Below are 26,741 nucleotides of genomic sequence, written 5' to 3'. Positions count from 1 at the left end.
CCATTGTCAACATGAACATTCAGATCGAGCTTACAAATCGATGTCCATTTGAGTGCGATTACTGTGTAAGGAAAATCTGGAGTGCAAAACCTTGTGATATATCCCTTGAGAGAGTTAAGGATTTGATAGAGACGTTCGATCCTGAGAGGATCGCGCTTTACGGCTATGGCGATCCTACAATCCATAAAAACGTTAGAGATATAGTCAGAATTGCCAAGAAAAGGGCTGAGGTAGTCATGGTTACAAGGAATTATAACTTTAGAGAAAACATCGATCTCCTTGTCTACTCTATTGATACTCTTTCAGAATTCAAAAAGGTTGAAGGATATCCTGTTTCGATAATAATAACGAAGGACAATGCTGATCTGATAAGGAAAGTTACTGGAAAAGCGAAAGAAGTTTATTTGACTAACCTTATCCCATACAACAGGGAGATGTATGAAAAGACAGCTTTTGCGGAAATTAGTAAGAAGATGCTTGATGTTTGTATAGACATCATTGGAGATGAGAACTTCCTGAGAAACCTTGTCAAGATGGATAAAAACGCAGTTGAGCGTTACAGAAAGATGCTCGAAGTCGTGGAGAACGTGAATGTGAGATACCTCGTCGATAAGGCTGATAGGATTTTAACAGCCCTCAAGTTTGAATCCCTACTCTCGGAATTGAATGTGAATAAGCCAAACATGTTCGCCGGTGAGAGGAAATGTCCCTATGAGAATTACGTCTTTGTAAGGGCGGACGGCAAAATTTTCCCGTGCATGGAATTAGCTTACGAACATCCTCTTTATCTGGGTTATTCAACATTGACTGTTGAATGTAAAAGTGCAGACAAAAGTCTACCTTATCCGTGGTGCGGGGACTGTCAGTTTTTGGAGGGCTGCTGGTTCGTTGAAAACGGATTCGATTGTTACGGATACGAATGTGGATGCAGTAGATGTTTGTTTAGTGTTGGAATAGCAAGGTGTTTAATTTAATCAGAGTCCGGTCGGAACGTCTATGAACTCGACATCGACTTCGAACTCCCCTCCCACAACTCTCATCAAAGCTTTCACACCAAACGTTTCCGTTGCATAATGTCCAGCGAAAACGACATTTATACCGCTTTCCTTTGCCAGGTGGTAGGTGCTGTGATCTTGCTCTCCAGTTATGAAGAGATCGACATTCCTCTCAACAGCCTCACTCAAAGCAAAGCTACCTCTCCCAGAAACAACTCCAACCCTCCTTACATCTTTATCTCCAAAGTTTAAGACAGTCAGAGAAGGATTAATTTTCTCTCTAACCATCTCCAAAACATAGTCAAGCGGTTTGCTTTCGTCGTAAACTCCGATGTATCCTATCTCCTTGCCCTGATACACACCAAAGCTTTCAGTAGGCTCTAAGTCGAGTGCTTTGAGAATTTGAGCGTTGTTACCAACTGACGGATGTGCATCCAGAGGCAAGTGAGCTGCATAGAGGGAGATATCATTCTTCAGCAGAAACTCAAGTCTCCTCTTAACAACTCCCTTCACATAGTCTATCCCACCCCAGATCAAGCCATGATGAACTACGATTATATCCGCCCCAATTTCCTTAGCTTTCCTAAACACATCCATACATGCATCCACAGCAAACGCTACCTTGTTAACATCCTCCTTTCCTTCAATCTGTAAACCGTTGTTCGATTTATCCTGCCATTCCTTAACTTTCAGAAAATCGTCCAAAAACTCGACAATCTCATGCAACTTCATTCAGCCACCTCCAAGTCGTCCAACCAGCCTGCATTTTCCGTAAGCTTCATCCTGAATAATTTGCCAAGCATCGACTTGTCTTTAGCTTGATGATATTTTAAATATATGTAATCTCCATCTACACCTACAATTTCGATCTTACCGGTTCTGTGCGACATAATATATCTGAATCGCTTTGAATGTCCATCAAGCATAGCCTTGGCTCTTTCAACAATCTTGTAACCCTCTTTGAGGGGAACTTGAAATATTCCCTTAACTCTCTTAACGGGTCTGCACTGGAAGACGTAGTATGGTACTATACCGTATCTAACAAGCAATCTATGCAGTTCGGCAAGGGTGTATGGGTCATCGTTAACCCCTTTCAAAAGCACAGCTTGATTGCTAACAACTATACCGTTGTCAAGCAAACGTTTAATAGCACCCGTAGATTCTTCCGTGAACTCTTTTGGATGGTTGTAGTGCGTAACGACGTATATTCGCTTAAGCTCTGCAAATTCTCCGAGAATCTCTGGTAAATCATCATCGTTAAGCCTCATTGGAAAAGTCACGGGAACTCTCGACCCGAACCTTATGAAGTCCAAGTGAGGAATTTCGACGAGCTTGTTTAAAAATCTCTTTATAATCTTATTATCGAGCACGAATGGATCGCCACCGCTTATAAGCACGTTTGTAACTTCTTCATGCTCTTCGATGTACTTTACCGCTCGATCGAGCCTCCTTATAACCTCATCTCTAGTCAAGCCGACCATTCTCTTCCTGAAGCAGTATCTGCAATAGACTGCACATCTGTTCGTTGCCAAAACTAGAGCGGTTTCAGAATATTTATGCTGCAACCCTCTCATCTTCGTGTTCTCGTGCTCACCGCTTGTATCGTAATCACCTTCCAAGCACGAAAGCTCATCTGGTGAAGGAATTGCCATCCTTTTTATGGGATCGTTCGAATCGTTCCAATCGATAAGAGATAGGTAATACCTAGTGACATTCATCGGATGAATTTCAACTACCTTCCTCAGCTTTTCTTCGACATCTTGAGGTATGTTAACATATTCCTTAAGCTCATCAACAGTTCTGACGTTTCTTTTCAACTCCTTCTTCCAGCTCATGGAATTTTGAGAAAACCGCTGTTTAAAAGATTTAGGATTTTAATCAAAGTGTGCTATCTCTTCAAAATACCCAGCTCTGTAAGCCTCTCAGGCAAGTATACATCCGTTACGAAGCTGAGACCGTATTTAGCCAGAGCCTGCTGTTCCGACTTTCTACCCAATTCAAGCTGAAGCTTAATCTCTCTCCTCCAAAAATCGCTGTCAAAACGAGGATCAGATAGAATAGCATTTAAAGCTTTGATATCTTCGTCCGTAAGCTTATCCGATGGAAGTTTATATTTGAGTATGTCAGACGGCCTTATGCCAACAAACATGGCTGAGGGTGTTGCTAGGTATTCTGAGAGATGAGCGGATTTTATAGAACCGTAGGCGACGCTCGCATAAATTCTGTAGCTCCATGGATCACCATCTGTGAACACCACAACCGGTAATCCTAATTCGGTGTTTAGCCTTCTCAAAAGTCTACGAGTGCTCCTCGCTGGCTGACCCTTGAGATGTACTATTATCGCATTGTAATCCTCATCAAAGCCATTCTCGACAAGTCTATCTCTCATACCTCCCGTCTCTATCGCTATCACAAAATCGGCATTACACTCAAGGAACTCGATGTTGTCAACGTTTGTGGGAATCTGATAACCTGCCTCTCCAACGTCATCCTGACAGTGAATAACTCTTTCACCCCTTCTAGTTTTCTCTCTGATCTTTATGTCCCCAAAAACCGTTGCCCCATCCTCCTCCGGACGAACGTTAAAGGATTCCCTCTGCAAACCAGTTAGGATCTCTAAATCTTCTATCAGCCTATCACTTTCCATCTGCTCATTGAATTTTGCAATTCCCCAATTTTCCGATATGTAGTAGAGTTCTCTCAATGTTGAAGACCTGTTTTGGCTAAGCTGTTCCTTCAAAAATCCTATGACGTAAACCATTCGCAAAAGTTGGTAAGCTCCCTTAACACTCTTAGCCGATCTAACTGACTTTTTATCACCGTAAACCCACACTTCAGAGCTTTCTTTGAACTCTATATTCTGCTTTGTTCTCGTAGTCAGCTTGATTTCGGGAATTTCACCTCTCTTCATCTGATCGTAAATGTTCTCGACTATGCTCAGTAGCTTGGATAATGAATTCATCAATTTAATTTAGCTGTAATTCAAAAAGCTTTTTCTAATAGCCTCTAAATAATCTCTCGCCTAGAAACTCAGGTAAACCAGCTTCAATCACAGCCTCGTAAACCTCCTGAATGTTGTATTCAACTCTCCTAAGCTCTATCTCGTTTTTCTCAGTATCGTAGATTGCAAATGCTGAGCGAGGGTCTCCATCCCTCGGCTGTCCTACACTTCCCGGGTTTGCGAAGAATAATCCTTTGTGCCACTTGACAAACTGAATGTGAGTGTGCCCCACTACAACGTTTTTCTCAAGCTCTTCTAGGCTGTATTCTATGCGGGGATCTTCTGGAAAGATGTACTCCTCCAAAGCTCTTAAATCGTCTGCGGGCATTCCATGATATATATTGAACCACTCAGTCTCAATGCTCAAAGGCAGGTTCATGAGCCAGTCAAGATTTTCTTCCTTCAAATGCTTTCGAGTCCATTCTCCCGCCTCTCTAGCATAGACGTTAAATCCAAAGAAATCTCCCGTTACAACTGCATAATCGTGGTTTCCCATAACACTCTTTATATCGTTCTCCTTGAAAAGCTCGATAACTTCATTCGGAAATGGATAGTAACCTACAACGTCTCCAGCGCAGTAGATTTCGTCGCAGTGATTTAAGTGGTCGAGAACGACCTCAAGAGCTATTAAGTTGCCATGAACGTCTGAGATTAGGCCTACCTTCATGAATTAAAATACTTGCACGAGTATTAAAAATCATTCAAAGACCTTTGAAACTTTAGCAACTATCGAACCTCTGTACTCCATCGAAACTTCGACCTTATCTCCAATTTCCAGTGTTAAGCCACTCTTCTTTATTCTGAACCCGATTGTCTCTCCGGGACTAAATAACCCATCCGATTTGTAGCTTAACTCTCCAAGGTAACGGCTGTAATGATTTGGATTGTTGTCTATAATATCATCACCAACAACTGCGTTTGGAGGTAAATTGTTTATTCCTACACCGTGTCTCCAAGGAAACTTCTGAAGAATGCAAGACTTTATCGGATAATCTCCCCTGTAAACCACAACATGCAATCTTAAATCCTTGACATTGAGTGAATCTCCGATAATGTGCCTGATTATGACTATTTGGTCATTGTACCTTTTCGAATGGTCTACTGTTATGTCTTCGATTTCAACGTAAACGAATGTCGGTTTTTCAATTGTTAGGGTGTAAAAACCTCTGAATGTTAGGAATGTCGTAACTGTCAGAGCAAGAAGAAGGATGCAAGCTATTACGTGGTTACTGCCTCTCGAAGAGATCATAACCACTCAAGCCAAAATCTTCAGCTGTAGCTAGTTATTGCTGTTACTATTGTTGCGTTGTACTGAGGAATATTACGTTGGTAGTAGTTCTCTTCATTCTCATGATAGTCATATGATTTCGAGGATTATTCTGTTCATCTCCTCAGCCTTTTCCTTGAGTATTTCCAAGGCCTTCTTCATCACTACTTTAACTGGCAAGGCTCCCGTTCCTTCGACCGCAAAGAGGTAGTTATCGGTCTCGACAACGTCTATTGCATTCTCCTCGCAAACTTTAACGCACTCCCTACACATGGAGCAGGATAGTATATCTGTTACCTCGACTTTACCGTTCAGCCTTAGAATGTTTCTAGGACACGCTGAGACACAATTTCCACAATTGTTACAGTTATCCTTAACAATTATTTCGGGTATTATCTTGTAATAGCATGCAGAAACTGGCTGATACTTTGCGTGTTCTTTTCCAGTCCCCAACCTTGCAACCGCTTCGATCATCAACTGTTGTCCCTCATACAGCTCGACTATTGGTATGTTGTCGTAGACTGGCTTGATCTCAGGATCCTCGGAGATCAAATCTCCAGAGTAAACGACCTTAGGCCCCTCAACGTTCAATCTGAACGAAACTTGGCAGTTTGGACAACCTTCCCCACCACATACGCATTTGTCAGGCATGTTAAATCTCTCTAGATCGGTCTTTATGGGGATCAAACCTATTCTATGAGCAATTATTTCATCATATAAGAATGATGTATTCATGTAGAATACTACGTAATCTACAGCCATAGTTGGAACCAAGCTCTTCATAGCTCTTCTGAAAGAGTTGGCTAGAGCTATCGGAGCGTTGTGGAGTATAAATCTTACTTTGAGATCGCTCTCTTCGAGTATCTCAATCCTCATAATTCATCACTCGAAAATGTCAAATTTAAAAGTTTTTCAAGAGAATTAAACTCTTCTTCCTCTCTTTCCACCTGGTGGTCTTGTTCCGTCGTGTGGGATTGGAGTTACGTCCTCAATTCTACCGATCTTTAATCCAGCTCTTGCCAAGGCTCTAATCGCAGCTTGTGCACCCGGACCCGGTGTTATGTGCTTGTTACCTCCTGGTGCCCTAACCTTTATGTGTACGCCCTCAATACCCTTCTCCTTGGCTATCTCAGCTGCTCTTAATGCTGCTTGCATTGCGGTGTAGGGGTTACCCTCATCCCTATCAGCCTTTACTATCATACCACCGCTTACCCTTGCGATTGTTTCACTACCTGTGATGTCGGTAATCGTGATTATCGTGTTGTTGTAACTGCTGAATATGTGAGCTATACCCCACTTACCACCCTTCTTCGCCATTCACATCACCCCTTAGCAAAAGGTGAATTGGGATAAAATCCTATTTTAGTTTCCTCATCTCTCTCCACTATATAGCTTGGAGAAGTAACCCTTCTGCCGTCTATGGCTATGTGTCCGTGAGTTATAAGCTGTCTCGCCTGCTTTATCGTTCTTGCTAAACCCTGTCTGTAAACTACGGTTTGCAACCTCCTTTCGAGGAAGTCCTCAACTGTCAGATTGAGTATGTCATCAAGTGTTGCGTTCTCTTCGAGTACACCTATCCTTACGAGCTTCTTTATTACGGCGTTAGCTTTAGCTCTTGCGATTTCTCCCTCTCTCCCGGGCAGGTTTACCTTACTCAGCAAGTCTCTTGCTACTCTCCTATACTTTCTCAGAATGTTTTCGAATCTCCAGAGTTCCCTCTTATTTCTCAGGCCGTACTTAATCAAGAGTTGAGCTTCTCTTTCAAGCCTAACTTTATCCCAAGGCTTTCTCGGAGTTACGTACTTTTTCCTATGTCTCTTTGGATCGCCCATACAACCACCTCACTTCTTCCTCCTAACGACTCCAACCGTCATACCCTTTCTACCAGTGCTCCTAGTCCTCTGACCTCTAACCTTGTAACCTTTAGCGTGCCTTACACCTCTATAGCACTTGATCTTGATCATTTTTTCGATATCCAGCATCTTAGCGAAATCCACATCTTTGGAAAGTAGATGCAAATCCTTACCGGAGTATGGATCCTTCCTCCTGTTGAACATCCATGAGGGTATGTGCTGTTCCAACTCCTCCTCAACGAGTTTTCTGAGCCTTTCAATAGTCTCATCATCCAACTCTCCAAGCTTAGCTCTCGGATTCAATCCGAGTGCACTTGTTATAGCTTTTGCCATTCTCAATCCGATTCCCTTTATCCCAGTGAGCGCTATCATTACAGGCTTGTTTCCGTCCAAATCCGTATCCGCAATTCTGACTATGTGCTTAAACATCTTTACCACACAGTCCAAAACTGTATTTAAAACTTCTGACCGCAATTGTTTAAACTTCGGAGTTAAGTGGGAAACATGTTCTACGACGTTAGAATTGTAGAAAGTTACAGTCTCAGGATATCTGTTGAAAATGGGAAAGTTGAGAAGGTAAAGTTTGACGAGTCGAGAGGAAAAGCTTTCAGAGTTTTGAAGAACGGCTTTTGGGGATACTTCGTTGGAGATGTTGACGATCGGGAGGGTATAGCTCTAGCTGAGAAAAATGCAGTTGGAAAGGGTGATAGTGATGTTCTGAATGTTTCATCTAAGGGAAAATTCGTGCTTAAGCCGAAGGAGGATTTTAGGGATATTTCCGTTGAGGAGAAGGTCGAATTCTTAAAGGATGTTGAAAAGAACTTAAAAAGCGATAAAATCGTAAGCACAAGTGTGGCCTATTTTGAGAATGTTAGAAGGTTAAGGTACTACGACTCGAACGGCAACGAAGTGTTTTACGAGATTCCTAGGATAGGATTGATAATTTCGGCAGTTGCAAAAGATAAAACTCTTCAATTCTACTCGAAGAGAGTAATGAAACCGGCAGGGTTTGAAGCCTTAAAGGGAGCTTACAATTTGGCCAATGAAGTAGTCGAGGTGGTTACGAAGCTCGTAAATGCTAAGACTCCACCGTCAGGAGCTATGAATGTTGTGGCTGATTCGAGTTTAGCAGGTGTATTCGTTCACGAAGCTTTTGGGCATGCAGTTGAAGGCGATCACGTTCTGCAAGGTGCAAGCGTTTTGGCAAATAAACTCGGTCAAAAGGTTGCGGATGACTGTGTAAACATTTACGACGATCCAACTATTAGAGAATTTGGGTTCTATCCGTTTGACGATGAGGGTGTCAAAGCTGAGAAGAGGACAATTGTTGAGAACGGCATTTTGAAAGACTTTCTCCATTCGAGAGAGACTGCATTGAATTTAAACTCTCGAGCAGGTAATGCGAGGGCTGAAGGATTGAAGTTTCCTATTGTGAGAATGAGTAACACTTATCTGGATAAAGGAGATCACAGATTTGAAGAGCTCTTGGAGATTGCAAGAAATGGTGTATACCTCGTAGGTTCTAGAGGTGGCGAAACTAATCCAGCAACTGGTTACTTCCAGTTCAACGCACAGTATGGCTACTTGATTGAAGGGGGAGAACTGACTGGAATGATAAGAGATGTCTCTTTAAGCGGATATACACTCGAGATTTTGAAAGGTATTAGAATAGGAAGGGACTTGGAGTTTGATCCAGGATTTTGCGGTAAAGAAGATCAGCTTGTTCCGGTTTCTGATGGTTCTCCTCCCGTACTGATAAGAGCATTGGTAGGAGGAAGTTGATCAGGGATGGGACTATTCATCACAGCTCAGTTACGGCCACATTCATCATCCACTCAACAATCTTCAAACGATTAAATATTTTTTACTTAATCCTGTTCTTATCCAGAATTGACATCAATTCGCTCAAGTCGAACTCACATATTCCTACTGCAAAATCCGCGCATCCGTAGGAGACTAAGAGGCTATCGTCAACGATGCAAGCTCCGCAAGGAAATACTACAAACGGTCTATCTCCATAAATTTCGTAAATCTCTTTGGGTTCCATTATGTAGTGTGGAGTCACTGCCGTAATTTCCAAATCCCTATTCATCGTTAAAGCAAATATCTTGTACGCTTTTGAATCCCTCTCTAAGCCGTGTGCCAAAAATAGATACTCTCCATCAACTTCAACTGGCGGTGTACTCCATCCAATCTTTTCCTCGAAACTAGCCTCTGTCATGACAACTGTTGTATTAAGAAGTGTTGCCTCCTCATATCCTTCGTAAATGCCATCTATATCACTTACCGCGAGGTAGAAATTCTCCTCATCGGTGTGAGGTCTGTGGAACATCTTTAAGCCGTCCTTTGTTTTTAATATGAATGCGTCCTTGTCGCTGACGATATGCTTCCTTATAGGTTCTGGGAACCTGTGAACACAAACCTTCCTCCACATACCCTTTTCTTTCACAGCTGTAACTGGTAGAGTTCTTTCAACCCTTATGTGGGGATCAAAATAGGCTACGGTTCTACCACAGTACGTCATGAACGGCTTTCCATCTATCACAACAACTCTAGGATCTTCGGTACCCCATATATCGTACTTTCCACTCGGATAGAGCACTAAATCTGCAGAATAATGCGAAGTAGAATCCAGATAAACATCAGCTAGGGACATCCTTATCTCGGCAATGGCACTTGCATAAATGTAGTACCCTACTACCACCCTTGCATAAACGTACACATCGTCTCCTTCCACTATCATAGCTGGATTAAAGGCTGTAATGGGATTTGAAATCGGAAATCTCTTCAGATGTATTCTATCCGCAGTTATAACGGTTAAACGTCTCGCTATGTCGATGGTGTAATTCTCTCTTGTTTTGGATATCTCATGAGCGTTCTCTGTGAACTTGAACATAAATCGACAGCTCTTGCTTCGAATAAAATGGTATCGGTTTTTGTAGCTGGGAAAATTTTTTAATGTTTGTGAAAAATAATTAAATCATGAAAGTACTGATTCTAGCAGGTGGAGTAGGTGAAAGGTTGTTTCCATTAAGCAGATTGAAGTATCCAAAGCAGTTTCTTAGATTGAACGGCGAAAGCCTCTTTCAAAAGACAGTCAAGAGAGGTTTAATGCTCTCAGATGATATTTACGTTGTAACTAACGTTGATCATGCATTTATGATTGAAAGAGAACTCGATGAGATTGATGTTAAGGCTAAGATCTTAACCGAGCCTATGCCGAAGAACACGCTTCCAGCTATATATCTAGGTATCAAAGAAATAGTGAAGGATTTTGGCAGATCGAAGGTGGCTGTTCTGCCGTCAGATCACTTAATAGAGATAAATGAGAATTATTTGTCTGCTTTCAAGGAGGCTGAAAAGTTATCTGACAAATTTTTGGTCACGTTTGGCATAAAACCCACCAAACCTCATACTGGATACGGTTACATAAAGCCGAAGGAGAGAGTGGGTGGCGGTTTTGTAGTTGAAAGGTTTGTCGAGAAGCCGGATTATGAAACGGCGAAAACGTATGTGGAGAGTGGTTACTTGTGGAACAGCGGAATGTTCGTATTTGACAGCGAGATCTTCTTTGAGGAATGTGAAAAGTATGCCAAAGATGTTATAGAAAAAGTTGACAGCGGTAGATACGAGGAGATTGAGCCAATTTCCGTTGATAAGGGCATTCTTGAAAAGTCTAATAGAGTTGCAGTCGTCCCGTTGGACATCTTCTGGAGCGATGTCGGTAGCTTTGATGCCATATACGAAATAATGGAAAAAGATGAGAGCGGTAACGCTGTTAAGGGTGAATTCTTGGGTGTAGATTCCAACAACAACTTGATAATAAGTGAAGGTCTCGTTACAACGGTAGATGTCGAAAACATGGTCATTGTAAATACAAAAGATGTGACACTTGTTTGTCCGAGAGAATCTTCCCAAAAGGTTAGGGAGGTAGTAAGAGCTTTGAGAGAGAGATCCGATGAAAGGGCGGAACATCACATCACAGTTTACAGACCTTGGGGATCTTACACCGTTTTGGAGGAGGGAGATGGCTATAAGGTTAAGAGGTTAACAGTTTTACCGGGGAAGAGGTTGAGCCTTCAGATGCACTATCACAGAAGCGAATTTTGGGTTGTTGTGAAGGGAACGGCGAAGGTAACAGTTGATGATAAGGAATTTCTTTTGAGGAAGGGCGAAAGCACGTTCATTCCTATGGGAGCTAAGCACAGACTCGAAAATCCCGGGAAAGTTACGCTTGAGATTATAGAAGTCCAAATAGGAGATTATCTGGGCGAAGATGATATAGTCAGGTTTGCTGATGATTTTGGAAGAATTTAGAGCCGCCGCCGGGATTTGAACCCGGGACCTGGTGATTACAAGTCACCCGCTCTACCAGGCTAAGCCACGGCGGCTTAGATTTCTTTAAACGTATTTTGAATTTAAGACTTTTGAAATCAAAAGGTTAAATAGTGGACAAGATGTTACGACTTTAATGCCCGATCCAACAGCAAAAGAGATTGCCGAAGTCCTTTTAGGCTTGCGAAAGAAGTTAATACGTATCGTAGCAATAATTGCTGGTGTCTGGGCAATTTCATTCACATTCGTAACAGATGCGCTCATAACCAAGATCAAAAACGATCTACTTCCTCCCGGTGCTCACATAGTTTACTTATATCCTCTCGAACCGCTAATACTGAAGCTTAAGATTTCCCTGTATCTCGGTATTGCCGTAGCGATGCCGTACATAGTAAAAGTCATCTACGATACGCTTAGGAGCAGGACAGAACTCTTAGACAATCTCAACATTTCAAGATCAAAAGCTGTATTATATTTGATCGTCGCTACAATTCTCTTTGGTTTAGGTATTGCTTACGGCTACTGCATAATGCTTCCGATCTTTCTCAAATTTCTTTATCAGCTTGCAGTCCAGCAGGGGGCTTCAGCCAACTATTCAATTGCAGAATTCGTATCCTTCGTAGTTTTGATGCTCGTAGTTTTTGGTTTCGTCTTTGAACTGCCGCTGATACTTTACATACTCGTTAGTAATGGTGTTGTCAAGTATTCGACGCTGACGTATTACAGAAGACACTTCTACGTGGGCTTCTTCGTCATCGGTGCCGTTATAACACCCCCAGATGTATTCACACAGCTTATGGTTGCTGTTCCGATGGTTGTGTTTTTTGAGATAAGTCTTTTAACGATCAAGGTTCTCCTCAAGGGTAAGATCTATGAGGATATGCATTCAGCCAGTGGGTGAAGTTGATAGAGAAGTTTTGGAGTTTTTGAAAGAGCAACTCGGAAAACTCTTTGGAGAGTGCGAGATTTTGGAGCCGATAGATGTATCTGCAGATGCGTACGATCCGTTAAGAGGACAGTTTAACTCGACTGTCATCTTGAGAAAACTACCAACAACTTGTGATGTAACTCTGGGTGTTACGGAGGTAGATCTCTACGCTGACAACCTGAATTTCATCTTTGGAGAGGCTGAGCTTTTTGGAAAGAGGGCAATAATATCTCTAAAGAGGTTGAGGCAAGAGTTTTACGGACTGCCTGAAGATAAGAGACTTTTGAAGGTAAGAGCCTTGAAAGAGGCTGTTCACGAGATTGGGCATGTATTGGGTTTAAAGCACTGTAAAGGTAAGTGCGTTATGAGGTTTTCGAACTCGATAGTCGAAGTGGACATGAAGAACTGGTGGTTCTGCGAGAATTGCTTGAAGAAGCTAAGAAAATTTAACTTTCTATTCTAAATATACCTTGGCAAAATTAAATCGGAAAGAAAAATTTATGGAAATGTCTAAAGTTGGTCTTGGCCATTCCGCTTTCTCGAATTTAAATTCAAAAATTCACATCATTCGAATTCGATCGTAGCTGGGGGCTTTGGAGTTAGATCATACACTACTCTAGTTACTTCGGGAATCTCGCTCGTTATTCTTAAAGTTATCTTTCTAAGCTTCTCGTAGTCTATCGGCAAGATATCGGCCGTCATTCCATCTCTTGACGTTACTGCTCTTATGGCTATTATATACCCGTAAACTCTTACATCCCCCTTTACACCAGTAGCCTTCCCTATTAGTGCCGCAAAAGCTTGCCACTTCTCGTAATCTTCGAGCTCCTCCTCAACGATTTTGTTAGCTTTCCTGACTATTTCGACCTTCTCAGGAGTCACTTCCCCAACGATTCTAACGGCTAATCCCGGACCAGGGAAAGGCATCCTTTCACAGATCTCCTTGGGCAACCCGAGGTACCTGGCTACCTCTCTAACTTCATCCTTGTAAAGTTCTCTTAATGGCTCTATGACTCCCTTGAATTTGTATTTCGTTGGGAATCCTCCGACGTTGTGGTGGCTCTTTATACCACCCATGCTCTCGATTATATCTGGATATATAGTTCCCTGAATGAGGTAATCGGCTTTATGTTCCTCGGCAACCCTCTCGAATATTCTTACAAAGAGTTCCCCGATGATCTTTCTCTTTTCTTCAGGATCCGTGACACCTTTCAGAGCCTTGAAGAACTCCTCCTTGGCATCTACAAATACCAAACCCATGTGTCCGAATATCTCCTTAATTCTTTCAGGTTCACCTTCCCTCATCAAGCCAGTGTCAACGAATACAGGGATTAACCTGTCCCCAATGGCCTTATAAGCTAGCACGGCACATACTGAGCTATCAACACCACCAGATAAGGCTATTATCGCCTTACCGTCACCTACCTTCTCTCTAATCTCCTTAATGGCTTTCTCGACGAATTCCTTTACATTGACCATGATGCCCACTTGTGCGTTTCTTTATAAATCATTTTTCTCCATACAATACGTGAGCAAGGAGAGATGGCTGAGATATTACGAAAGCGTTCTAAGTAAAGATGAAATCGAAAGAGCTAGGAAGGATGATCATGCGAAAAGAAAGCCAAGACCTTGTGGTTTTACAGTTCACGTTGCAAAAGGTTGCTCAGCTAACTGCCTCTACTGCTATGTAACAACGAAACCTAAAAGAAATCCACTCTCTCCGAAGGCCTTAGTTTACGCTCTTCTTCTCAATACGCATTTCGAAGTAGGGAAGAGCTTTGTTGCAATAGGTGCCATTTGCGAACCTCTCGACTATCCAGATTACACTCATCAACTCATTGAAGAACTTCTAAAGCTTGGAAATCCCATCTAGATCTCAACAAAGGAGGTAAACTACGAATTAGTTCCCCTGCTCAAGAAGGTTGACTGCCTCGTTTCTATGTGCATACCCTTTGATGACATTTGCAAGAAGTTTGAGCCCAACAGACCTCCCCCATCTGAAAGACTCGAATTCTGTAGGGAAGTTAAAGGATGTGTTTTCTTGAGACCAATTTTGCCAATGATAGATTTGGAAATCTACAAAAGAGGATTGGAGTACATAGCGAATTACACGGACAGAGTGATCTTAGGAAATTTGAGACTAACGAGCATTGTGAAGAGGAAACTAGGCATAAAATCGCTACCAAAGGATTACTACGAGAGAAAGACTATTCTCGAGAAATACGCAAAAGAGTTGGGCTTAATCGTTTACAGATCTGCATGTTGTTCAAACGCCTACAAACACGACGTCGTTTGCTGGAATAGATGTTGGGAAAAAGGGTTCTGTTCAAGATGCCCAAACAGATGCTGGATAAGAGTAAGGGGTTAAAAAGCCTTCTACCGAAGATAAAGATGGCTAGGATAGTTCCTAATCACGTTAAAATCGAAAGAAAGTAAACTGGCAAGCCTACAAGGAGTCTTAAGACTGTAAAGCATTGTCTAATTCTCTCACCACTTCGCGAGCATCAGTTTGATTACCAAATATTCGTCTTCAATGTATGCCTTAATCCAGAATCTGTTGCACTTCAAAACATCCTCCATTACCTCTTCATCTTCTTCAATGTTGTCTAATACGTAGTTTACAAAGCTCTTATGAAACTTCGGATGGTAAAATGACTCAGGATAGCGTAATGTCCAAATTTTGCCGTAACTGTAGCCACTTGGTAGACCATACACCTTTCAAAATACCTTTCAAAATTCAAAATAACTAATTTTCAGTTTTACAACAGACTGCGATAAAAGATACTAAGTAGGGTATTATACCAGCCGATATAGTAAGATTTAAGAAACTTATGAGATATAGTATTAAGAAGGACTAGGGGGTGACAGATTGTGCTAGAAAAGATATTAAATTACCCGCCGATTAATCCGAACGTAATCTCCGAATTAGCCCAATCGGTCGAAAAATTCATCGTTCTAGCCACGGCTGTTGAATTAAACCTATTCGACCACTTCAAGAAGCCTAAAAGTGCTGAAGAAGTTGCTAAGGAACTTAAACTCAATAAGAGACTAACAAAAAAGGTGTGTAACGCTTTGGCAGCTTCGGGCTTTCTAAAAGAAGTTAACGGTAAGTACGCCTTAACTGAGGTATCGAAAGTCTTCCTTTTGAGCGATTCGCCGTTCTATCAGGGAAACTTGATAAAGCTTTATAAGAAGACGAGAGAGGAGAGGTGGAACAGGCTCGGAGAAGCCTTAAGAAAATGTCCCTTGAGTTTCCGAAGAGATCAATCTGTCTTCAATGAAAGCTTCATACTTGCAATGGCTGAAGGGGCTGTAAGATGGGATTTGCCAAGGACTGTTGAAATCGTCAAAGAGTTGCCTGAATTTAAGAGAGCTAGAAAGCTCCTCGATTTGGGAGGAGGGCACGGACTATACGCACTAGCCTTTAAAGAGATAAATCCAGAACTCGACGCCTACGTTTTCGATTTACCCCCAGTGATTGAAGTTGCGAAGAAATTCGTTGGAGACAGAGTTAAACTTATAGCGGGAGATTTTACAAAGGATGATATTGGCTCAGGATATGACATAGTCTTTGCATCAGACGTTTTCTACAGACCTCGTGAGGAATTAACTCAAATTCTTAAAAAAGTCCATGAATCTCTCAACGATGATGGTATACTAATATCGAAGCACTGGCATATCGATGACTTAAAAGAGGATTCCACTGCTGTATTCTTCGACCTCATGTTCGCAATACTCGAGGAAGTTGACAGTGTTTACTCAACACCCGAATTCTGCGACATTCTCGAATCGTGCAGATTTGAAGTTGTTGATATCATAGACATTGGCAAGTCTTACAGCCCCTCCAAGATAATTGTAGTCGCTAAGAGGGGGTGATTTTATGGAGGTCGTGAGATTTAATGAGATGGAAGAGTTTAACACGCCAGAGGGTATAATGAAACCTCTTTTTGTCTCGGAAAAAATTGCAGTGATATACTTAAAGATTCCTGCTGGTCTAAAAGTTGAGCCACACTCCCATCCGAGGGATGGAGCGATGATTGTTACAAAAGGAAGAGTTAAATTGAACGATGTCGAATTGAAAGCCTACGACTTTGCCTACATTTCAGCGAATTTCGAAGTTGGAATGGAATGCGAGGAAAAGGCCGAAGCTATTCTCATCTCGGTCAATCCGGGTTACAAGAGTTTGGATGAGCTGAAGTCTATCCTGAGGAGGTTTGAGAAATGAAAAAGTTCGCTACGCTCCTTATATTAATTGCCGTCGCTACTCTTATCGCCGGATGTGTTAAAGAGGAATCAAAAGCAGGATATATCGAAATAAAGGACATGGCTGGTAGGACTGTCAAAATTCCAGAGAATGTTGAAAGGGTTGCCACTCTTTTCCCTGCGAACTTAAGGATAATCGTGATGCTTAACGCAACGGATAAAGTCGTTGGAGTCAGCAATTATTTTGATAGGTACGGAGACAAGCTTGAAGATGCCCTCGCATATCCAGAACTGCTAAAAGCGGAGAGAATAGGTTCCGTTAATGAACCAGATATGGAAAAGATTGCCGAGCTCAAGCCAGATGTTATCTTTATTGAGTCTGCTTATGCCCAAATAGCCGATACTATAGAAAAGAACACAGGAGTTCCTGTTGTTTGTATAAACACTTCGATTTACTCAGGAAAACTTAACGACTTCTACGAGACGATCAGGCTTGTTGCAAAAATTCTTGGAAAAGAGGAGAGGGCTGAAGAAATAATAGAATACTTAGATTCTGAAATAAAAAATGTTACAAAGAGAGTTGAAGATATTCCAAAGGAACAAAAGCCGAAAGTCTTCCTTTCGAACTGGGCTTACAGGTATGGAATCGGCTGGACTGTGAAGAACTATGCTCCAATTGATTTGATAGCGAGAAACGTAGCTGAGAACATTCCAGCACACTACATGGAGGTTACAAAGGAGCAGATAATAGAGTGGAATCCAGATGCCATCTTCATACACGGCTACAAAGGAAAATCTGCAGTTGATGAAATACTGAACGATCCTGCTCTTCAGCAGGTAAAAGCTGTGGAAGAAGGGAAAGTTTACGGATTGTTCGGACCATTCATTGGCTACGATCCAAAGACAATGATAGTAGATCTGTACTGGGCAGCAAAAGTGCTATACCCAGAGAGGTTTGAGGATGTAGATGTTATGAAGAAGGGCGAAGAGATGTTTACATTCTTCTACGGGGAGAAGGGTGCAGAAGTGTTCCACGAAGTCATCAAGAACAGAGGAGTTTACCTTTCTCGGGAGCTGACGCCCCAATGATGGAGGTATCATTAGCAGATTATAGAAACTTTATCAGGAAAAGAACAATTTTTGTAATTTCTTTGCTATTCCTTTTAATACTAGCCTCAATTTACTCGTTACTTGTCGGATCATCACGGCTTGACTGTAAAACTGTCATTGATGCTTTGATGGGAACGGGAACAGAGAAAGCTGAAACTATAATCTGGAATATAAGGTTGCCGAGAGTTCTGATGGCTGTATCTGCGGGGGCTGGGTTAGCCTTATCTGGACTAATTACTCAAACTGTATTGAGGAATCCCCTCGCATCACCATTCACGCTAGGAATATCATCTGCTGCAGCTTTCGGCGCAGCTTTGGCAATAGTTAGTGGAGTAGGAGGAATTATGCTTGAAACAGCCCTTGGAGGTTTTCAAATTACAAACTTTTACGTAGTAATCATTAGTGCGTTTGCCTTCTCGCTCATAGCAACATTTGCAATTCTCACGATTTCCAAAATGAAAGGAGCTTCTCCAGCAGTTATCGTTTTAGCTGGACTTGCAATTTTATTTCTCTTTTCAGCAGCTACATCGCTCATACAGTACTTCGGTACGACTGAGCAAGTTGCTGCAATAGTATTCTGGCTGTTCGGTAGTTTATCGAAGACAACTTGGGTCAGCCTTGAAGTTATGAGTCTTGTACTTTTCATAACTCTCTTCATATCCTACAGATGGTGCTGGAAGTTTAATGCTCTCTATTTGGGGGATGACATTGCGAAAAGCTTGGGTGTCGATGCGAGGAGGATGAGATTGGTAGGTATGGTCATAGCATCGCTCTTAACGGCAACTGCAGTCTCTTTTCTCGGTGTAATATCTTTTGTTTGCTTGGTTTCACCGCATATAGCAAGACTTGCTTTGGGAAGTGATCACAGATACTTAATTCCTTCATCATGTTTGATTGGAGCAATAATATTGCTCGTTGCAGATACAGCTTCGAGAACGCTGTTCCTTCCTCTAACTTTACCAGTAGGAATATTCACATCATTCTTGGGAGTTCCACTGTTCATATACTTGATCATAAAGAGAGGTGAAAGGGCATGGTGGTAAGTGTTAAGAACGTTTCATTCAGCTACGGAGGATTTCAAGTGCTAAGAGATGTAACAATGAATGCTAGAGAGGGTGAGATAGTTTGCCTGCTTGGTCCAAACGGTGCGGGCAAATCAACGCTTTTGAGGTGTACACTTGGGGCGTTAAGACCTCAGAAAGGGAGGATAATTATAAATGGAGTAGATATTTTCGATTTTGATCCAATTGAGTTGGCGAAGTTAATTGGTTACGTTCCTCAAGCAATTGAACGAACTTTTCCGCTTACGGTCTTTGAATCAGTTCTAATCGGTCGTTTGCCATACTTAGGCTGGACACCAAGTCAATCTGACATTGAGGCTGTCAGAAATGCAATGAAGTTGCTGGGAATAGAGAACTTGGCTTGGAAGAATTTGAACGAGCTGAGTGGAGGTCAAAGACAGAAAGTTCTTTTAGCTATGGCTTTGGCTAAAGAGCCTTCGATCCTTCTTCTAGATGAACCAACGAACAATCTCGACTTGAACAGCCAACTCGAGGTAATGGATATAATAAGAGACGTAGTGAAAGATGGAAAGACTGCAATCGTAGCTTTGCACGATTTAAACCTTGCTTTGAGATATGCGGACAAAATTGTGATTATGAAAAATGGGAGAGTTCTAGCCAACGGTAAACCTGCTGAAGTGTTGAGTGAGAACGTGATAGAAAGTGTTTACGGTGTAAAAGCCATTGTTAAAAATGAGAACGGTCTAAGATACGTTATTCCTTTAACGAGATGTGAACACGCTTAAGTCGGATTGTACTTGAATCTTGGGAAAAAATGGAAGAACTTAGGAAGAACTTAATTTTTATTCTCATATGAGAATTAATGTGGGAAGGCGACCTAGTGGTAGGGTGAACTTTTGTCTGAGGATTGACAGGCATCTATACGAGAGATTAAAGAAAATAGCGGAAGCAGAGGGAAGATCTATCGCTGATCTCCTAGAACCAAAGATAATTGAATTGGTAGCGGTCTATGAAAAGGAATTGGCATGGGCTCGCCCGGATTCGAACCGGGGACCTTCGCCTCGTCAAGGCGACGTCATAACCCCTAGACCACGAGCCCTTACTGCCCATTCAACTTTAGACGTATAAACTTTACGCAAGCTCATAACCTAATCTCAACGCCTTAATGTTAACATCGTGGACTTTCTCTGGTAAAACATCTTTAACAGCTTTCTCAAGCTCTTTAAGTGTAAACAGCTCTGTATGTTTAGCGAAAGCGCCAAGCATGACTACATTGGCACTTCTAACGTCACCAGCCTTTTCGGCTATTTCAAATGCGTTTAAATGCACAACTCTGTCAGCGACACTTTTGATAGCATCTATAACTTCATCTACATCTGGATATCTCGCTAACCCGAGTGTGACACTTACAGGTACTATCGGCTTCGTGTTTACCACAACGAGCGAATCCTTACCGATGAACTCTGCCTTCCTCAAAGCTTCCACTGGCTCTAGAGCAATCATAGCATCGGCAGATCCTAACGGTATTAGAGGAGAGTGAACATCTCCAATTCTTACATGGACTTCGACACTGCCGCCTCTCTGAGCCATTCCATGTACCTCTGAAGTGATTACGTTCAAACCCGCATTCATGCTAGCCCTTGCCAGTATATTTGAGCACGTCAGTATGCCCTGTCCTCCCACGCCGACTATTATTATGTCCATATCGGGAAGTTGTCAACGTATTTTTAACGTTTGTTTAAAGTTTTAAACGTGATAGTGCTGTGTTTGGTTAATACGTACGATAAGCTGAAGAAGCATGAAATTCATTTGAGAAGCATTGCGAGGGCAATCCCACTCTGCTACGCTTTCGATTTTCATCTGGCACTTTACGATTTCAACTTCTGGAAAAATGAGAGGGAGATGGTTGATGAAGTTGTGAGTTATACAACGATAGGGGAGCCAGATTACGCCTATCAAATGCTCGATAAGAATAAGATACATCTTATCGACAACTTTCCAGCCCACTTTGGCGAACTTATTGCTACCACTCCCGAACCTGATAGAAAGAAAGCTTTGAGCTTTGAGGATATGGCAAGGGTTATAAGAGAGAGATCGGTAACATTTTTAATAGGTCTGGGTAGGAGAGGCCTGCCGAAAGATTTAATGGAGAGAGCGAGGTATCACTTCGAAGCTACGGGAAGGGGTGTGAGCTTGGAAACCTGCACAGCAATGGGTGTGATCGCTACAACGATCCACTTTGCGAGGGTGATGGGATGGAGGAGATAAGGTTCTGCCCAGAGCACGGATTCTACAGGGGAGAAGTTTGCCATTGCGGTAAGAAGGGCGAGATGATATTGGACAAGGAAAAGGTTGAGAAACTGGGGAGGTTTATATCTGGGGTTCTGAGGCATTTCCCAGAAAGGTTTGGCTTAGAAATGGATGAGAACGGATGGGTCGATTTTGAAAAGCTCGTCAAAGTTGCTAGGAGGAAGTTTAAATGGGCAAACAGGTGGCTAATCAAAGCTCTGGTATACTCGGACAGTAAGGGAAGATACGAAATAAAGGATGGCAAGATAAGAGCCAAATACGGGCACAGCGTTAACGTCGAGCTAAATGACTATCCGATTGCCGAAGAAGAAGTTTTATATTATGGAACTAGTGAGGAGGAAGCTCAAAGGATGCTTGAAATAGGTATAAAGCCCGTAAATCAGACGTACGTTCATTTGTCTACCACTATTGAAAAGAGCGAAGAGGTGGCAAGACTTAGAACAGATGACCCCATAATACTTGAGATAGATGCAAAAAAAGCAAGAGAAAACGGGATAAGGATAATAAAAGCCAATAAGTACATCGCTTTGGCCAAGGAGATTCCTCCCCAGTATATCAAAAGGGTGATAAAATTATGAGATGTGTCATAACGAACTGGGATTACTTGGACAGCCTCTGTAGGAAAGTGGCTGAGCAGATAATGGAAGACGGATTTGAGCCCGATACAATAGTTGCAATTGCAAGAGGAGGATGGTTTGTTGGTAGCGTCCTTTGTGATGCACTCGGTTTAGATGAGTTGGTCTCTTTGGGAATAAAGCACTACATCGGATATGACAGGGGGGAGTTGAAAGTTAGAGGGGAAATTAGTTTAGAATACAGGGAGAGGGTTTTGATAGTCGACGATCTAGTTAATACCGGTAAGAGCATGACCAAGGCGAAGGAGATAGTAGAGAAGAATGCAAAAGAAGTTAGGACAGCTTGCTTACTTCTTGTATCTACATCTAAATTTGTCCCGAACTACTTCGGAGAATATCTGGAAAGATTTTCTTGGGTAATATTTCCTTGGAATATTGTTGAAGATCTTTCAAGCTTAATAAGAGCGGTAATGAAGAATAAAGAGCTTTGGACGGTTTGGGAGATAAAGAATGCAATTTACGATGAGTTTCAAATAGATCCGATATACCTTGACATAATAAACCCGGGAAGGTTTGAGAGCGTTCTGAGAGTTATGGAGATGAGAGATGTTATTGAGAAAGTAGTTGTAGATGACAAAACTTATTACAGGTTGAAGTAAATCGAAAACGTTTTTACTTCCGCTTTTTCCCAAAAAGCATGGATGTTAAGATTGCCATAATTGGAGGAACTGGTATTTATGAGGGTTTGGGGCTTGAAAATGTTAAGGAAATTGATGTGGATACGCCTTTTGGAAAGCCATCTGATTCAATCTTTGTAGGGGAGCTTGAAGGCGTTAAAGTTGCGTTCCTGCCAAGGCATGGAAGGGGGCATGTATACTCTCCGACAAACGTCCCGTACAGAGCCAACATATACGCACTAAAAAAGCTTGGAGTGGAGAGAATAATAAGCGTCTGTGCTGTAGGCTCTCTCAAGGAGGAGATAAAGCCTTTGGATATCGTCATTCCAGATCAGCTTTACGACAAAACCAAGTTCAGGCCAAACACTTTCTTCGAAGAAGTTGTAGTTCACGTCGGCTTTGCTGAGCCATTCTGCCCAGAATTAAGGAAGGTAGCGATAGAAGTATTAAAGGACTTGGGATACAGTTTTCACGAGAATGGGACTTACGTTTGTATAGAGGGACCGCAATTCTCAACAAAAGCGGAATCTGCAGTTCACAGGGCTTTAGGCTTTGACATAATAGGTATGACAGCTTTACCTGAGGCTAAACTTGCGAGGGAGGCTGAGATATGTTACCTAACCGTGGCTACGGTAACTGATTACGACGTTTGGAAGGAAGAGGAAGTAGATGTTGCAATGGTCCTCGAAAACATGGCAAAGAGTGAGGAGAGGGTTAGAAACCTTCTGAAGAAGTTGATTCCAAAGATTCCAGTGGAAAGGAAGTGTCCGTGTAAGGATGCCTTGAAGTTTGCAATAACGACTCACAAGGATTACATAACACCTCAAGCGAGGAGAAAGTTGGGCATATTCTTGGGCAAATATCTCTGAATGTTAAGCAATTCTTTATTTTTTCATAAATCATGCTACTAACACTTTGCAAAATAATAATTTTAAATCTTCATTAAGAAAAAAGCTTAAATATTACATTTTGGACACATTTCAAGGTGGTTCTATGAAGTTAAGTAGGAGGAATTTTCTAAAGCTTGTAGGCGCAATGGGTGCCAGTACTTTTCTAACGACTTGCAAGGCTGATTTGGTAAAAGCTCTTGAGGATGTAAAGGACTACTGGCACATATGCTGGCTAAATGGTGCAGCATGCACGGGCTGTACAATTTCCTTTGCGCAGTCTGCAGATCCAGATCTCGTACAGATACTGACTGAAATACTCGTAGGAAACTCTGGCTTGCCAATAGCTCTACCGGACTACATGGAAACTATACACGTTGCCTCTGGAACCCTTGCCGAAGAGCTTAAGGAGAGATGGAGACAATCTAAGAGGGCGAAGATACTCATAGTTGAGGGAGCCGTGCAGGATGAGGGATTCTGTACCATACACGGTAAGGACTTCAGGGAGCATTTGAAGGAGGCTGCGGAAGTCGCAGATTACATAATTGCTGTGGGGCAGTGTGCAACTTACGGAGGAATTCCGGGTGCAAAACCTTGGGATGGAGAACCAAATCCGACTGGTGCGAAGGGAGTTCAGGACTTCTTGTATGAGGTCGGCATAAACAAGACAGTTATAAACATCCCGTGCTGTCCAGCACATCCAGATCACATTATAGTAACCTTAGCATCTCTCATGCTCGGAGTGGTTCCAGAACTCGACAAGTATGGAAGGCCGAAGGTATTCTTCGGAAAGAACATGCATAACGAACTCTGTCCGTACAGACCTTACTACGATAGAGGTATATTCATAACGAAGCCGGGTGAAGAGGGTTGCAGATTCAAGATGGGATGTAAAGGGCCTATCTGCAACACCGATTGTGCGATAAGGAAGTGGAACAACGGAACGAGCTACTGTGTTGAAACGAACATATGCATAGGTTGTGCCGAGCCGGGATGGCCAGACAAGTTCTCGCCGTTCTACGCTGAGGTTCCAGAATTACCGAGGGTTCTTGGCGTCGGCGCAGAGACAATTGGCGCTGGACTCTTGGGTGCAACCCTCTTGGGAATTGGTATTCATGCTGTAAGGCATCTCGGAGCCAAGAAGCATAAGAAAGAGGAGGAGTGAGGTGGTTTAAATGGCAAGAGTTTGGGTAGATCCAATTACAAGAATTGAGGGTCACTTGGGAGTTACGATGGAAACGAAGGAAGTAAACACAGGTAAGATGACCATAGACGTTGTCGACAAAGCTTACAGCCATACAAACCTTTTTAGAGGTTTTGAAATAATATTGAGAGGTAGAGATCCGAGAGATGCGTTCTACATCACTCAGAGAATATGTGGTGTCTGTCCCGCACCACACGGTGAGGCTGCAATTCAAGCTTTGGATCATGCATACGACGTAACTCCGACACCTACGGCAGTTCTAATAAGAAACATCCTTCAAGCAGCTTACTACGTATACGATCATCTGATACACACATACTTACTCGTCGGTCCAGAAATTGGAGTGGTTTGCAAGTACCCGCCGATGGTTCCTCCAGCTTTGGGCAAGGAGGGGATTAGAAAACTCGGTTTAGGTTCAAGCTACGTTCAGTGTGTAGATATTCAGAGGAAAGCAAACGAAATCGTTGCCTTATGGGGTGGAAAGTTCCCGCATCACATGTGCGAGTACCCCGGTGGTGTTACCGTAAAGCCAACTGGAGATAGAATTGCCCAAACTTTGGCGAAAGCAACTGAACTCTGGGAGTGGTGTGCACACGTAGCTTTAAAGGACTTGATAGCCATAAAGGAGAGAAATGAAATCGTAAGTGAAAGATTGAGCGAGTTACTTGGAATTGAGCACAGAGCTTTTGCCGATATAGGTGCAAGCTGGGGCAACTATCTCAGCTACGGTATATTCCCAGATCCAGAAAACTACGACGACTGGGTTAAGGCGCAGGATGGTCAGCCGAGCTTCAGAAAGTCTGCTGTAATATACGCCGGTTCTTGGCAGAACGGCGAGCTGAAGCCGTTTGAGAGGGATAAGATCGTTGAGTACGTCAAGTATTCGAGGTACAAGGATGAAATAAGCGGAATGAAGCCTTGGGATGTAGAGATGACGAACGATATTGTATGGAAGGATAAGCCGAATGCCTACGCTTGGATGAAGGCGCCAAGATACGACGGAAAAGTTCATGAGGTAGGTCCTCTGGCGAGAATGATTGTAACCTACGGACTGAGATGGAAGTTCGATGTAACCAACCCCATAACTGGTGAAACCGTCAGCGTAGATTGGGAAGTAATGAATCCTAAGGGATCTGTAATCGACAGAGTTGCTTCAAGAGTTGTTCAGGCTCTGCTGTTTGCGACTAAGATAATGGAGTGGGCTGTGCAGCTTAAGGATTATGCAAGCGAGTACCCGATAGTGAGTAAGGACATTCCGGACTACAAGTACGTGCCGAATGAGGGAGAGGGCTGGGGATTGTGGGAGGCTCCAAGAGGAGCACTACTACACTACACCAAGATAAAGAACAAGGTGATAGCCAACTACGCATGTGTGGTTCCCTCAACTTGGAACTTAGGCCCAAGAGACGACTTCGGAAATCCGGGGCCAGTCGAAAAGGCTTTGGAGGGTTGCTGGCTGCCTAAGAACCTAAGCGTGCCAGATGTTTGTAATGCACTGTGGCCTGAAGAGGATGTGCTCGGAATGAAGTGGGGAGATGCTCTTGCAAAGGCGATAGCCCCGCTCGGGTTGGCAGAGTTGAACTTGGAGCCTTCAAACGGTGCGAAGTACAACACTTCATTAGCCTTAGCAATCGTAAGGAGCTTCGATCCGTGCATCGCTTGTGGTGTGCATACGATAGAGCTGAATGTCAGGTGATAACTCATGAAGTACGTTGAAGTCCTTCGTCATCCTCTTTTTATTAGGCTGGTACACTGGAGCATAGTAATTACTGGACTAATCTTAGCTATAAGTGGAATGGAGCTGGGAGGACTTTACGGTGTCAGAGTATTCGGAGAGAACGTCTTAATGATCCACATAACGGTAGCATTTGTCTTCGGATGTCTCTGGGGTATGTTTGGTTACTACATGATAGCAAAAGAATGGAAGTGGATCTCTTTAGGAAGAATTCCCTACAGCATAAAGTTCCTTTACAGAGAAGCTCTGGCATGGTGCCTTCTTGGACCGCATGTCAAGGATCCAAGGGGTTACAGCTTGAAGAAGAGAGATTACGTCGAAAAGATAATACCAACACAGGTAATGGTCTGGTGGATCTATGTCCTTCTAGCTTTGCTAATGGGAATAACCGGATTCGCTATGTACTACCCAGATCAGCTTAGACCCATTGTCGACTTGGCTCAGGCGATAGGTAGTTGGTTCAACCCAGCTGGACAAATGGACGGCTACACATTCTTGAGAGCGCTTCACAGACTTGGAATGTATCTATTCGGTCTGGTAATGTTCATGCACATGTACGCTGTAGTCATCTTCGGAGTACTGCCATCGATGTTCACCGGAAAGAGAAGAGAAAAAGTTTTGGAAGAGTAAATTTTTAAA

General features: G+C 42.6%; 32 protein-coding genes and 2 tRNA genes. 19 read left to right on the top strand and 15 right to left on the bottom strand.

Going from position 1 to position 26,741, the window contains the following annotated elements; translation table 11 throughout:
* Positions 1–11: 11 nt before the first annotated feature.
* Positions 12–974: a radical SAM/SPASM domain-containing protein gene (locus ARCPR_RS05185; RefSeq protein WP_048084444.1), complete on the top strand. Its 963-nt coding sequence runs from the start codon at positions 12–14 to the stop codon at positions 972–974.
* Here ARCPR_RS05185 and ARCPR_RS05180 read toward each other — a convergent pair whose 3' ends face one another.
* From ARCPR_RS05180 to ARCPR_RS05140, 9 genes are all read right to left on the bottom strand, one after another.
* The gene (locus ARCPR_RS05180) at positions 975–1,727 is read right to left on the bottom strand and encodes a Nif3-like dinuclear metal center hexameric protein (RefSeq protein ID WP_012940429.1); all 753 of its coding nucleotides are present in this window, start codon (positions 1,725–1,727) and stop codon (positions 975–977) included.
* Positions 1,724–2,830: a KamA family radical SAM protein gene (locus tag ARCPR_RS05175; protein WP_012940428.1), complete on the bottom strand. Its 1,107-nt coding sequence runs from the start codon at positions 2,828–2,830 to the stop codon at positions 1,724–1,726. Before ARCPR_RS05175 ends, ARCPR_RS05180 begins: the two co-directional genes overlap by 4 nt.
* A 53-nt stretch (positions 2,831–2,883) precedes the next feature.
* The gene (locus ARCPR_RS05170; protein ID WP_012940427.1) at positions 2,884–3,957 is read right to left on the bottom strand and encodes a DNA topoisomerase IV subunit A; all 1,074 of its coding nucleotides are present in this window, start codon (positions 3,955–3,957) and stop codon (positions 2,884–2,886) included.
* A gap of 34 nt (positions 3,958–3,991) precedes the next feature.
* Positions 3,992–4,663 carry a metallophosphoesterase family protein gene (locus ARCPR_RS05165; RefSeq protein ID WP_012940426.1) on the bottom strand — a complete coding sequence of 224 codons (672 nt, stop codon included), beginning with the start codon at positions 4,661–4,663 and terminating at the stop codon, positions 3,992–3,994.
* Positions 4,664–4,693: 30 nt separating this feature from the next.
* Complete coding sequence (locus tag ARCPR_RS05160; protein ID WP_012940425.1) at positions 4,694–5,245, bottom strand: hypothetical protein; 552 nt, start codon at positions 5,243–5,245, stop codon at positions 4,694–4,696.
* Between the two features lie 108 nt (positions 5,246–5,353).
* On the bottom strand, positions 5,354–6,139 hold the full coding sequence (locus tag ARCPR_RS05155) for a DNA-directed RNA polymerase subunit D (protein WP_012940424.1): 786 nt from the start codon (positions 6,137–6,139) through the stop codon (positions 5,354–5,356).
* Positions 6,140–6,184: 45 nt separating this feature from the next.
* On the bottom strand, positions 6,185–6,580 hold the full coding sequence (locus ARCPR_RS05150; RefSeq protein ID WP_012940423.1) for a 30S ribosomal protein S11: 396 nt from the start codon (positions 6,578–6,580) through the stop codon (positions 6,185–6,187).
* A 5-nt stretch (positions 6,581–6,585) separates the two neighbouring features.
* Positions 6,586–7,095, bottom strand: coding sequence for a 30S ribosomal protein S4 (gene rpsD, locus ARCPR_RS05145; RefSeq protein WP_012940422.1), 510 nt, complete (start codon positions 7,093–7,095; stop codon positions 6,586–6,588).
* A gap of 9 nt (positions 7,096–7,104) precedes the next feature.
* Positions 7,105–7,545 (bottom strand): 30S ribosomal protein S13, encoded by a 441-nt coding sequence (locus ARCPR_RS05140; protein ID WP_012940421.1) that lies wholly within the window; start codon positions 7,543–7,545, stop codon positions 7,105–7,107.
* Positions 7,546–7,620: 75 nt separating this feature from the next.
* Between ARCPR_RS05140 and ARCPR_RS05135 the strand changes: the two genes are divergently transcribed.
* Entirely contained in the window at positions 7,621–8,898 is a 1,278-nt protein-coding gene (locus ARCPR_RS05135; RefSeq protein WP_012940420.1) for a TldD/PmbA family protein, read from the top strand.
* A gap of 82 nt (positions 8,899–8,980) precedes the next feature.
* Here the strand turns inward: ARCPR_RS05135 and ARCPR_RS05130 are convergent, their stop codons facing one another.
* Positions 8,981–10,012 (bottom strand): glycoside hydrolase family 130 protein, encoded by a 1,032-nt coding sequence (locus ARCPR_RS05130; protein ID WP_012940419.1) that lies wholly within the window; start codon positions 10,010–10,012, stop codon positions 8,981–8,983.
* 86 nt (positions 10,013–10,098) lie between these two features.
* On the opposite strand from ARCPR_RS05130, the gene ARCPR_RS05125 reads away from it, so the two are divergent.
* The gene (locus ARCPR_RS05125) at positions 10,099–11,433 is read left to right on the top strand and encodes a mannose-1-phosphate guanylyltransferase/mannose-6-phosphate isomerase (RefSeq protein WP_012940418.1); all 1,335 of its coding nucleotides are present in this window, start codon (positions 10,099–10,101) and stop codon (positions 11,431–11,433) included.
* On the opposite strand, the gene ARCPR_RS05120 is transcribed toward ARCPR_RS05125, so the two are convergent.
* Positions 11,434–11,507: transfer RNA gene (locus tag ARCPR_RS05120), tRNA-Thr, on the bottom strand.
* A gap of 80 nt (positions 11,508–11,587) precedes the next feature.
* On the opposite strand from ARCPR_RS05120, the gene tatC reads away from it, so the two are divergent.
* Both tatC and ARCPR_RS05110 read left to right on the top strand, forming a co-directional pair.
* Positions 11,588–12,352: a twin-arginine translocase subunit TatC gene (gene tatC, locus ARCPR_RS05115; protein WP_012940417.1), complete on the top strand. Its 765-nt coding sequence runs from the start codon at positions 11,588–11,590 to the stop codon at positions 12,350–12,352.
* Positions 12,324–12,842 (top strand): archaemetzincin family Zn-dependent metalloprotease, encoded by a 519-nt coding sequence (locus tag ARCPR_RS05110; RefSeq protein WP_012940416.1) that lies wholly within the window; start codon positions 12,324–12,326, stop codon positions 12,840–12,842. Before tatC ends, ARCPR_RS05110 begins: the two co-directional genes overlap by 29 nt.
* Positions 12,843–12,943: 101 nt before the next feature.
* Here the strand turns inward: ARCPR_RS05110 and guaA are convergent, their stop codons facing one another.
* Positions 12,944–13,858 carry a glutamine-hydrolyzing GMP synthase gene (gene guaA / locus ARCPR_RS05105; RefSeq protein ID WP_012940415.1) on the bottom strand — a complete coding sequence of 305 codons (915 nt, stop codon included), beginning with the start codon at positions 13,856–13,858 and terminating at the stop codon, positions 12,944–12,946.
* A gap of 49 nt (positions 13,859–13,907) precedes the next feature.
* Here guaA and ARCPR_RS05100 point away from each other — a divergent pair, with 49 nt between their 5' ends.
* Entirely contained in the window at positions 13,908–14,252 is a 345-nt protein-coding gene (locus tag ARCPR_RS05100) for a radical SAM family protein (protein WP_048084442.1), read from the top strand.
* 66 nt (positions 14,253–14,318) lie between these two features.
* The gene (locus tag ARCPR_RS05095; RefSeq protein WP_048084440.1) at positions 14,319–14,747 is read left to right on the top strand and encodes a radical SAM family protein; all 429 of its coding nucleotides are present in this window, start codon (positions 14,319–14,321) and stop codon (positions 14,745–14,747) included.
* Positions 14,748–14,866: 119 nt separating this feature from the next.
* Here ARCPR_RS05095 and ARCPR_RS05090 read toward each other — a convergent pair whose 3' ends face one another.
* The gene (locus tag ARCPR_RS05090; protein ID WP_012940414.1) at positions 14,867–15,094 is read right to left on the bottom strand and encodes a hypothetical protein; all 228 of its coding nucleotides are present in this window, start codon (positions 15,092–15,094) and stop codon (positions 14,867–14,869) included.
* A 156-nt stretch (positions 15,095–15,250) separates the two neighbouring features.
* Here ARCPR_RS05090 and ARCPR_RS05085 point away from each other — a divergent pair, with 156 nt between their 5' ends.
* From ARCPR_RS05085 to ARCPR_RS05065, 5 genes are read left to right on the top strand one after another with little or no spacing between them, the layout of a single operon-like run.
* Positions 15,251–16,255: a class I SAM-dependent methyltransferase gene (locus tag ARCPR_RS05085; RefSeq protein WP_012940413.1), complete on the top strand. Its 1,005-nt coding sequence runs from the start codon at positions 15,251–15,253 to the stop codon at positions 16,253–16,255.
* Between the two features lie 4 nt (positions 16,256–16,259).
* Positions 16,260–16,604, top strand: coding sequence for a cupin domain-containing protein (locus tag ARCPR_RS05080; protein ID WP_012940412.1), 345 nt, complete (start codon positions 16,260–16,262; stop codon positions 16,602–16,604).
* The gene (locus tag ARCPR_RS05075; RefSeq protein ID WP_012940411.1) at positions 16,601–17,671 is read left to right on the top strand and encodes an ABC transporter substrate-binding protein; all 1,071 of its coding nucleotides are present in this window, start codon (positions 16,601–16,603) and stop codon (positions 17,669–17,671) included. The genes ARCPR_RS05080 and ARCPR_RS05075 overlap by 4 nt, the downstream gene beginning before the upstream one ends.
* Positions 17,668–18,735 carry a FecCD family ABC transporter permease gene (locus ARCPR_RS05070; protein ID WP_012940410.1) on the top strand — a complete coding sequence of 356 codons (1,068 nt, stop codon included), beginning with the start codon at positions 17,668–17,670 and terminating at the stop codon, positions 18,733–18,735. The genes ARCPR_RS05075 and ARCPR_RS05070 overlap by 4 nt, the downstream gene beginning before the upstream one ends.
* A complete protein-coding gene (locus ARCPR_RS05065; protein WP_012940409.1) occupies positions 18,726–19,499 on the top strand; it encodes an ABC transporter ATP-binding protein in 774 nt (257 codons plus the stop codon). Before ARCPR_RS05070 ends, ARCPR_RS05065 begins: the two co-directional genes overlap by 10 nt.
* 241 nt (positions 19,500–19,740) lie before the next feature.
* Here ARCPR_RS05065 and ARCPR_RS05060 read toward each other — a convergent pair.
* Together ARCPR_RS05060 and iorB are read right to left on the bottom strand one after the other, a co-directional pair.
* A tRNA-Val gene (locus ARCPR_RS05060) sits at positions 19,741–19,813 on the bottom strand.
* Positions 19,814–19,845: 32 nt separating this feature from the next.
* On the bottom strand, positions 19,846–20,418 hold the full coding sequence (gene iorB, locus ARCPR_RS05055; RefSeq protein WP_012940408.1) for an indolepyruvate ferredoxin oxidoreductase subunit beta: 573 nt from the start codon (positions 20,416–20,418) through the stop codon (positions 19,846–19,848).
* 48 nt (positions 20,419–20,466) lie between these two features.
* On the opposite strand from iorB, the gene ARCPR_RS05050 reads away from it, so the two are divergent.
* The 7 genes from ARCPR_RS05050 to ARCPR_RS05020 all read left to right on the top strand — a co-directional run bounded on the left by ARCPR_RS05050 (position 20,467) and on the right by ARCPR_RS05020 (position 26,732).
* A complete protein-coding gene (locus tag ARCPR_RS05050; protein WP_012940407.1) occupies positions 20,467–20,982 on the top strand; it encodes a DUF531 domain-containing protein in 516 nt (171 codons plus the stop codon).
* The gene (locus ARCPR_RS05045) at positions 20,970–21,602 is read left to right on the top strand and encodes an RNA 2'-phosphotransferase (protein ID WP_012940406.1); all 633 of its coding nucleotides are present in this window, start codon (positions 20,970–20,972) and stop codon (positions 21,600–21,602) included. Before ARCPR_RS05050 ends, ARCPR_RS05045 begins: the two co-directional genes overlap by 13 nt.
* A complete protein-coding gene (locus ARCPR_RS05040) occupies positions 21,599–22,258 on the top strand; it encodes a phosphoribosyltransferase (protein ID WP_012940405.1) in 660 nt (219 codons plus the stop codon). The genes ARCPR_RS05045 and ARCPR_RS05040 overlap by 4 nt, the downstream gene beginning before the upstream one ends.
* A gap of 38 nt (positions 22,259–22,296) precedes the next feature.
* Positions 22,297–23,145 (top strand): S-methyl-5'-thioadenosine phosphorylase, encoded by an 849-nt coding sequence (gene mtnP, locus ARCPR_RS05035; RefSeq protein WP_012940404.1) that lies wholly within the window; start codon positions 22,297–22,299, stop codon positions 23,143–23,145.
* A 124-nt stretch (positions 23,146–23,269) separates the two neighbouring features.
* Positions 23,270–24,328 carry a hydrogenase small subunit gene (locus ARCPR_RS05030; RefSeq protein ID WP_012940403.1) on the top strand — a complete coding sequence of 353 codons (1,059 nt, stop codon included), beginning with the start codon at positions 23,270–23,272 and terminating at the stop codon, positions 24,326–24,328.
* A gap of 10 nt (positions 24,329–24,338) precedes the next feature.
* On the top strand, positions 24,339–26,063 hold the full coding sequence (locus ARCPR_RS05025; protein WP_012940402.1) for a nickel-dependent hydrogenase large subunit: 1,725 nt from the start codon (positions 24,339–24,341) through the stop codon (positions 26,061–26,063).
* A 6-nt stretch (positions 26,064–26,069) separates the two neighbouring features.
* Positions 26,070–26,732, top strand: a complete 663-nt coding sequence (locus tag ARCPR_RS05020) for a cytochrome b/b6 domain-containing protein (RefSeq protein WP_012940401.1) — start codon at positions 26,070–26,072, stop codon at positions 26,730–26,732.
* The last annotated feature ends 9 nt before the right edge of the window (positions 26,733–26,741 follow it).

The sequence above is a fragment of the Archaeoglobus profundus DSM 5631 genome (assembly GCF_000025285.1).
GTDB classification, from domain to species: Archaea; Halobacteriota; Archaeoglobi; order Archaeoglobales; family Archaeoglobaceae; genus Archaeoglobus_B; species Archaeoglobus_B profundus.
The sequence above is the reverse complement of the archived record's forward strand: the minus strand, read 5'-3'. Positions and strand labels throughout refer to the sequence as shown.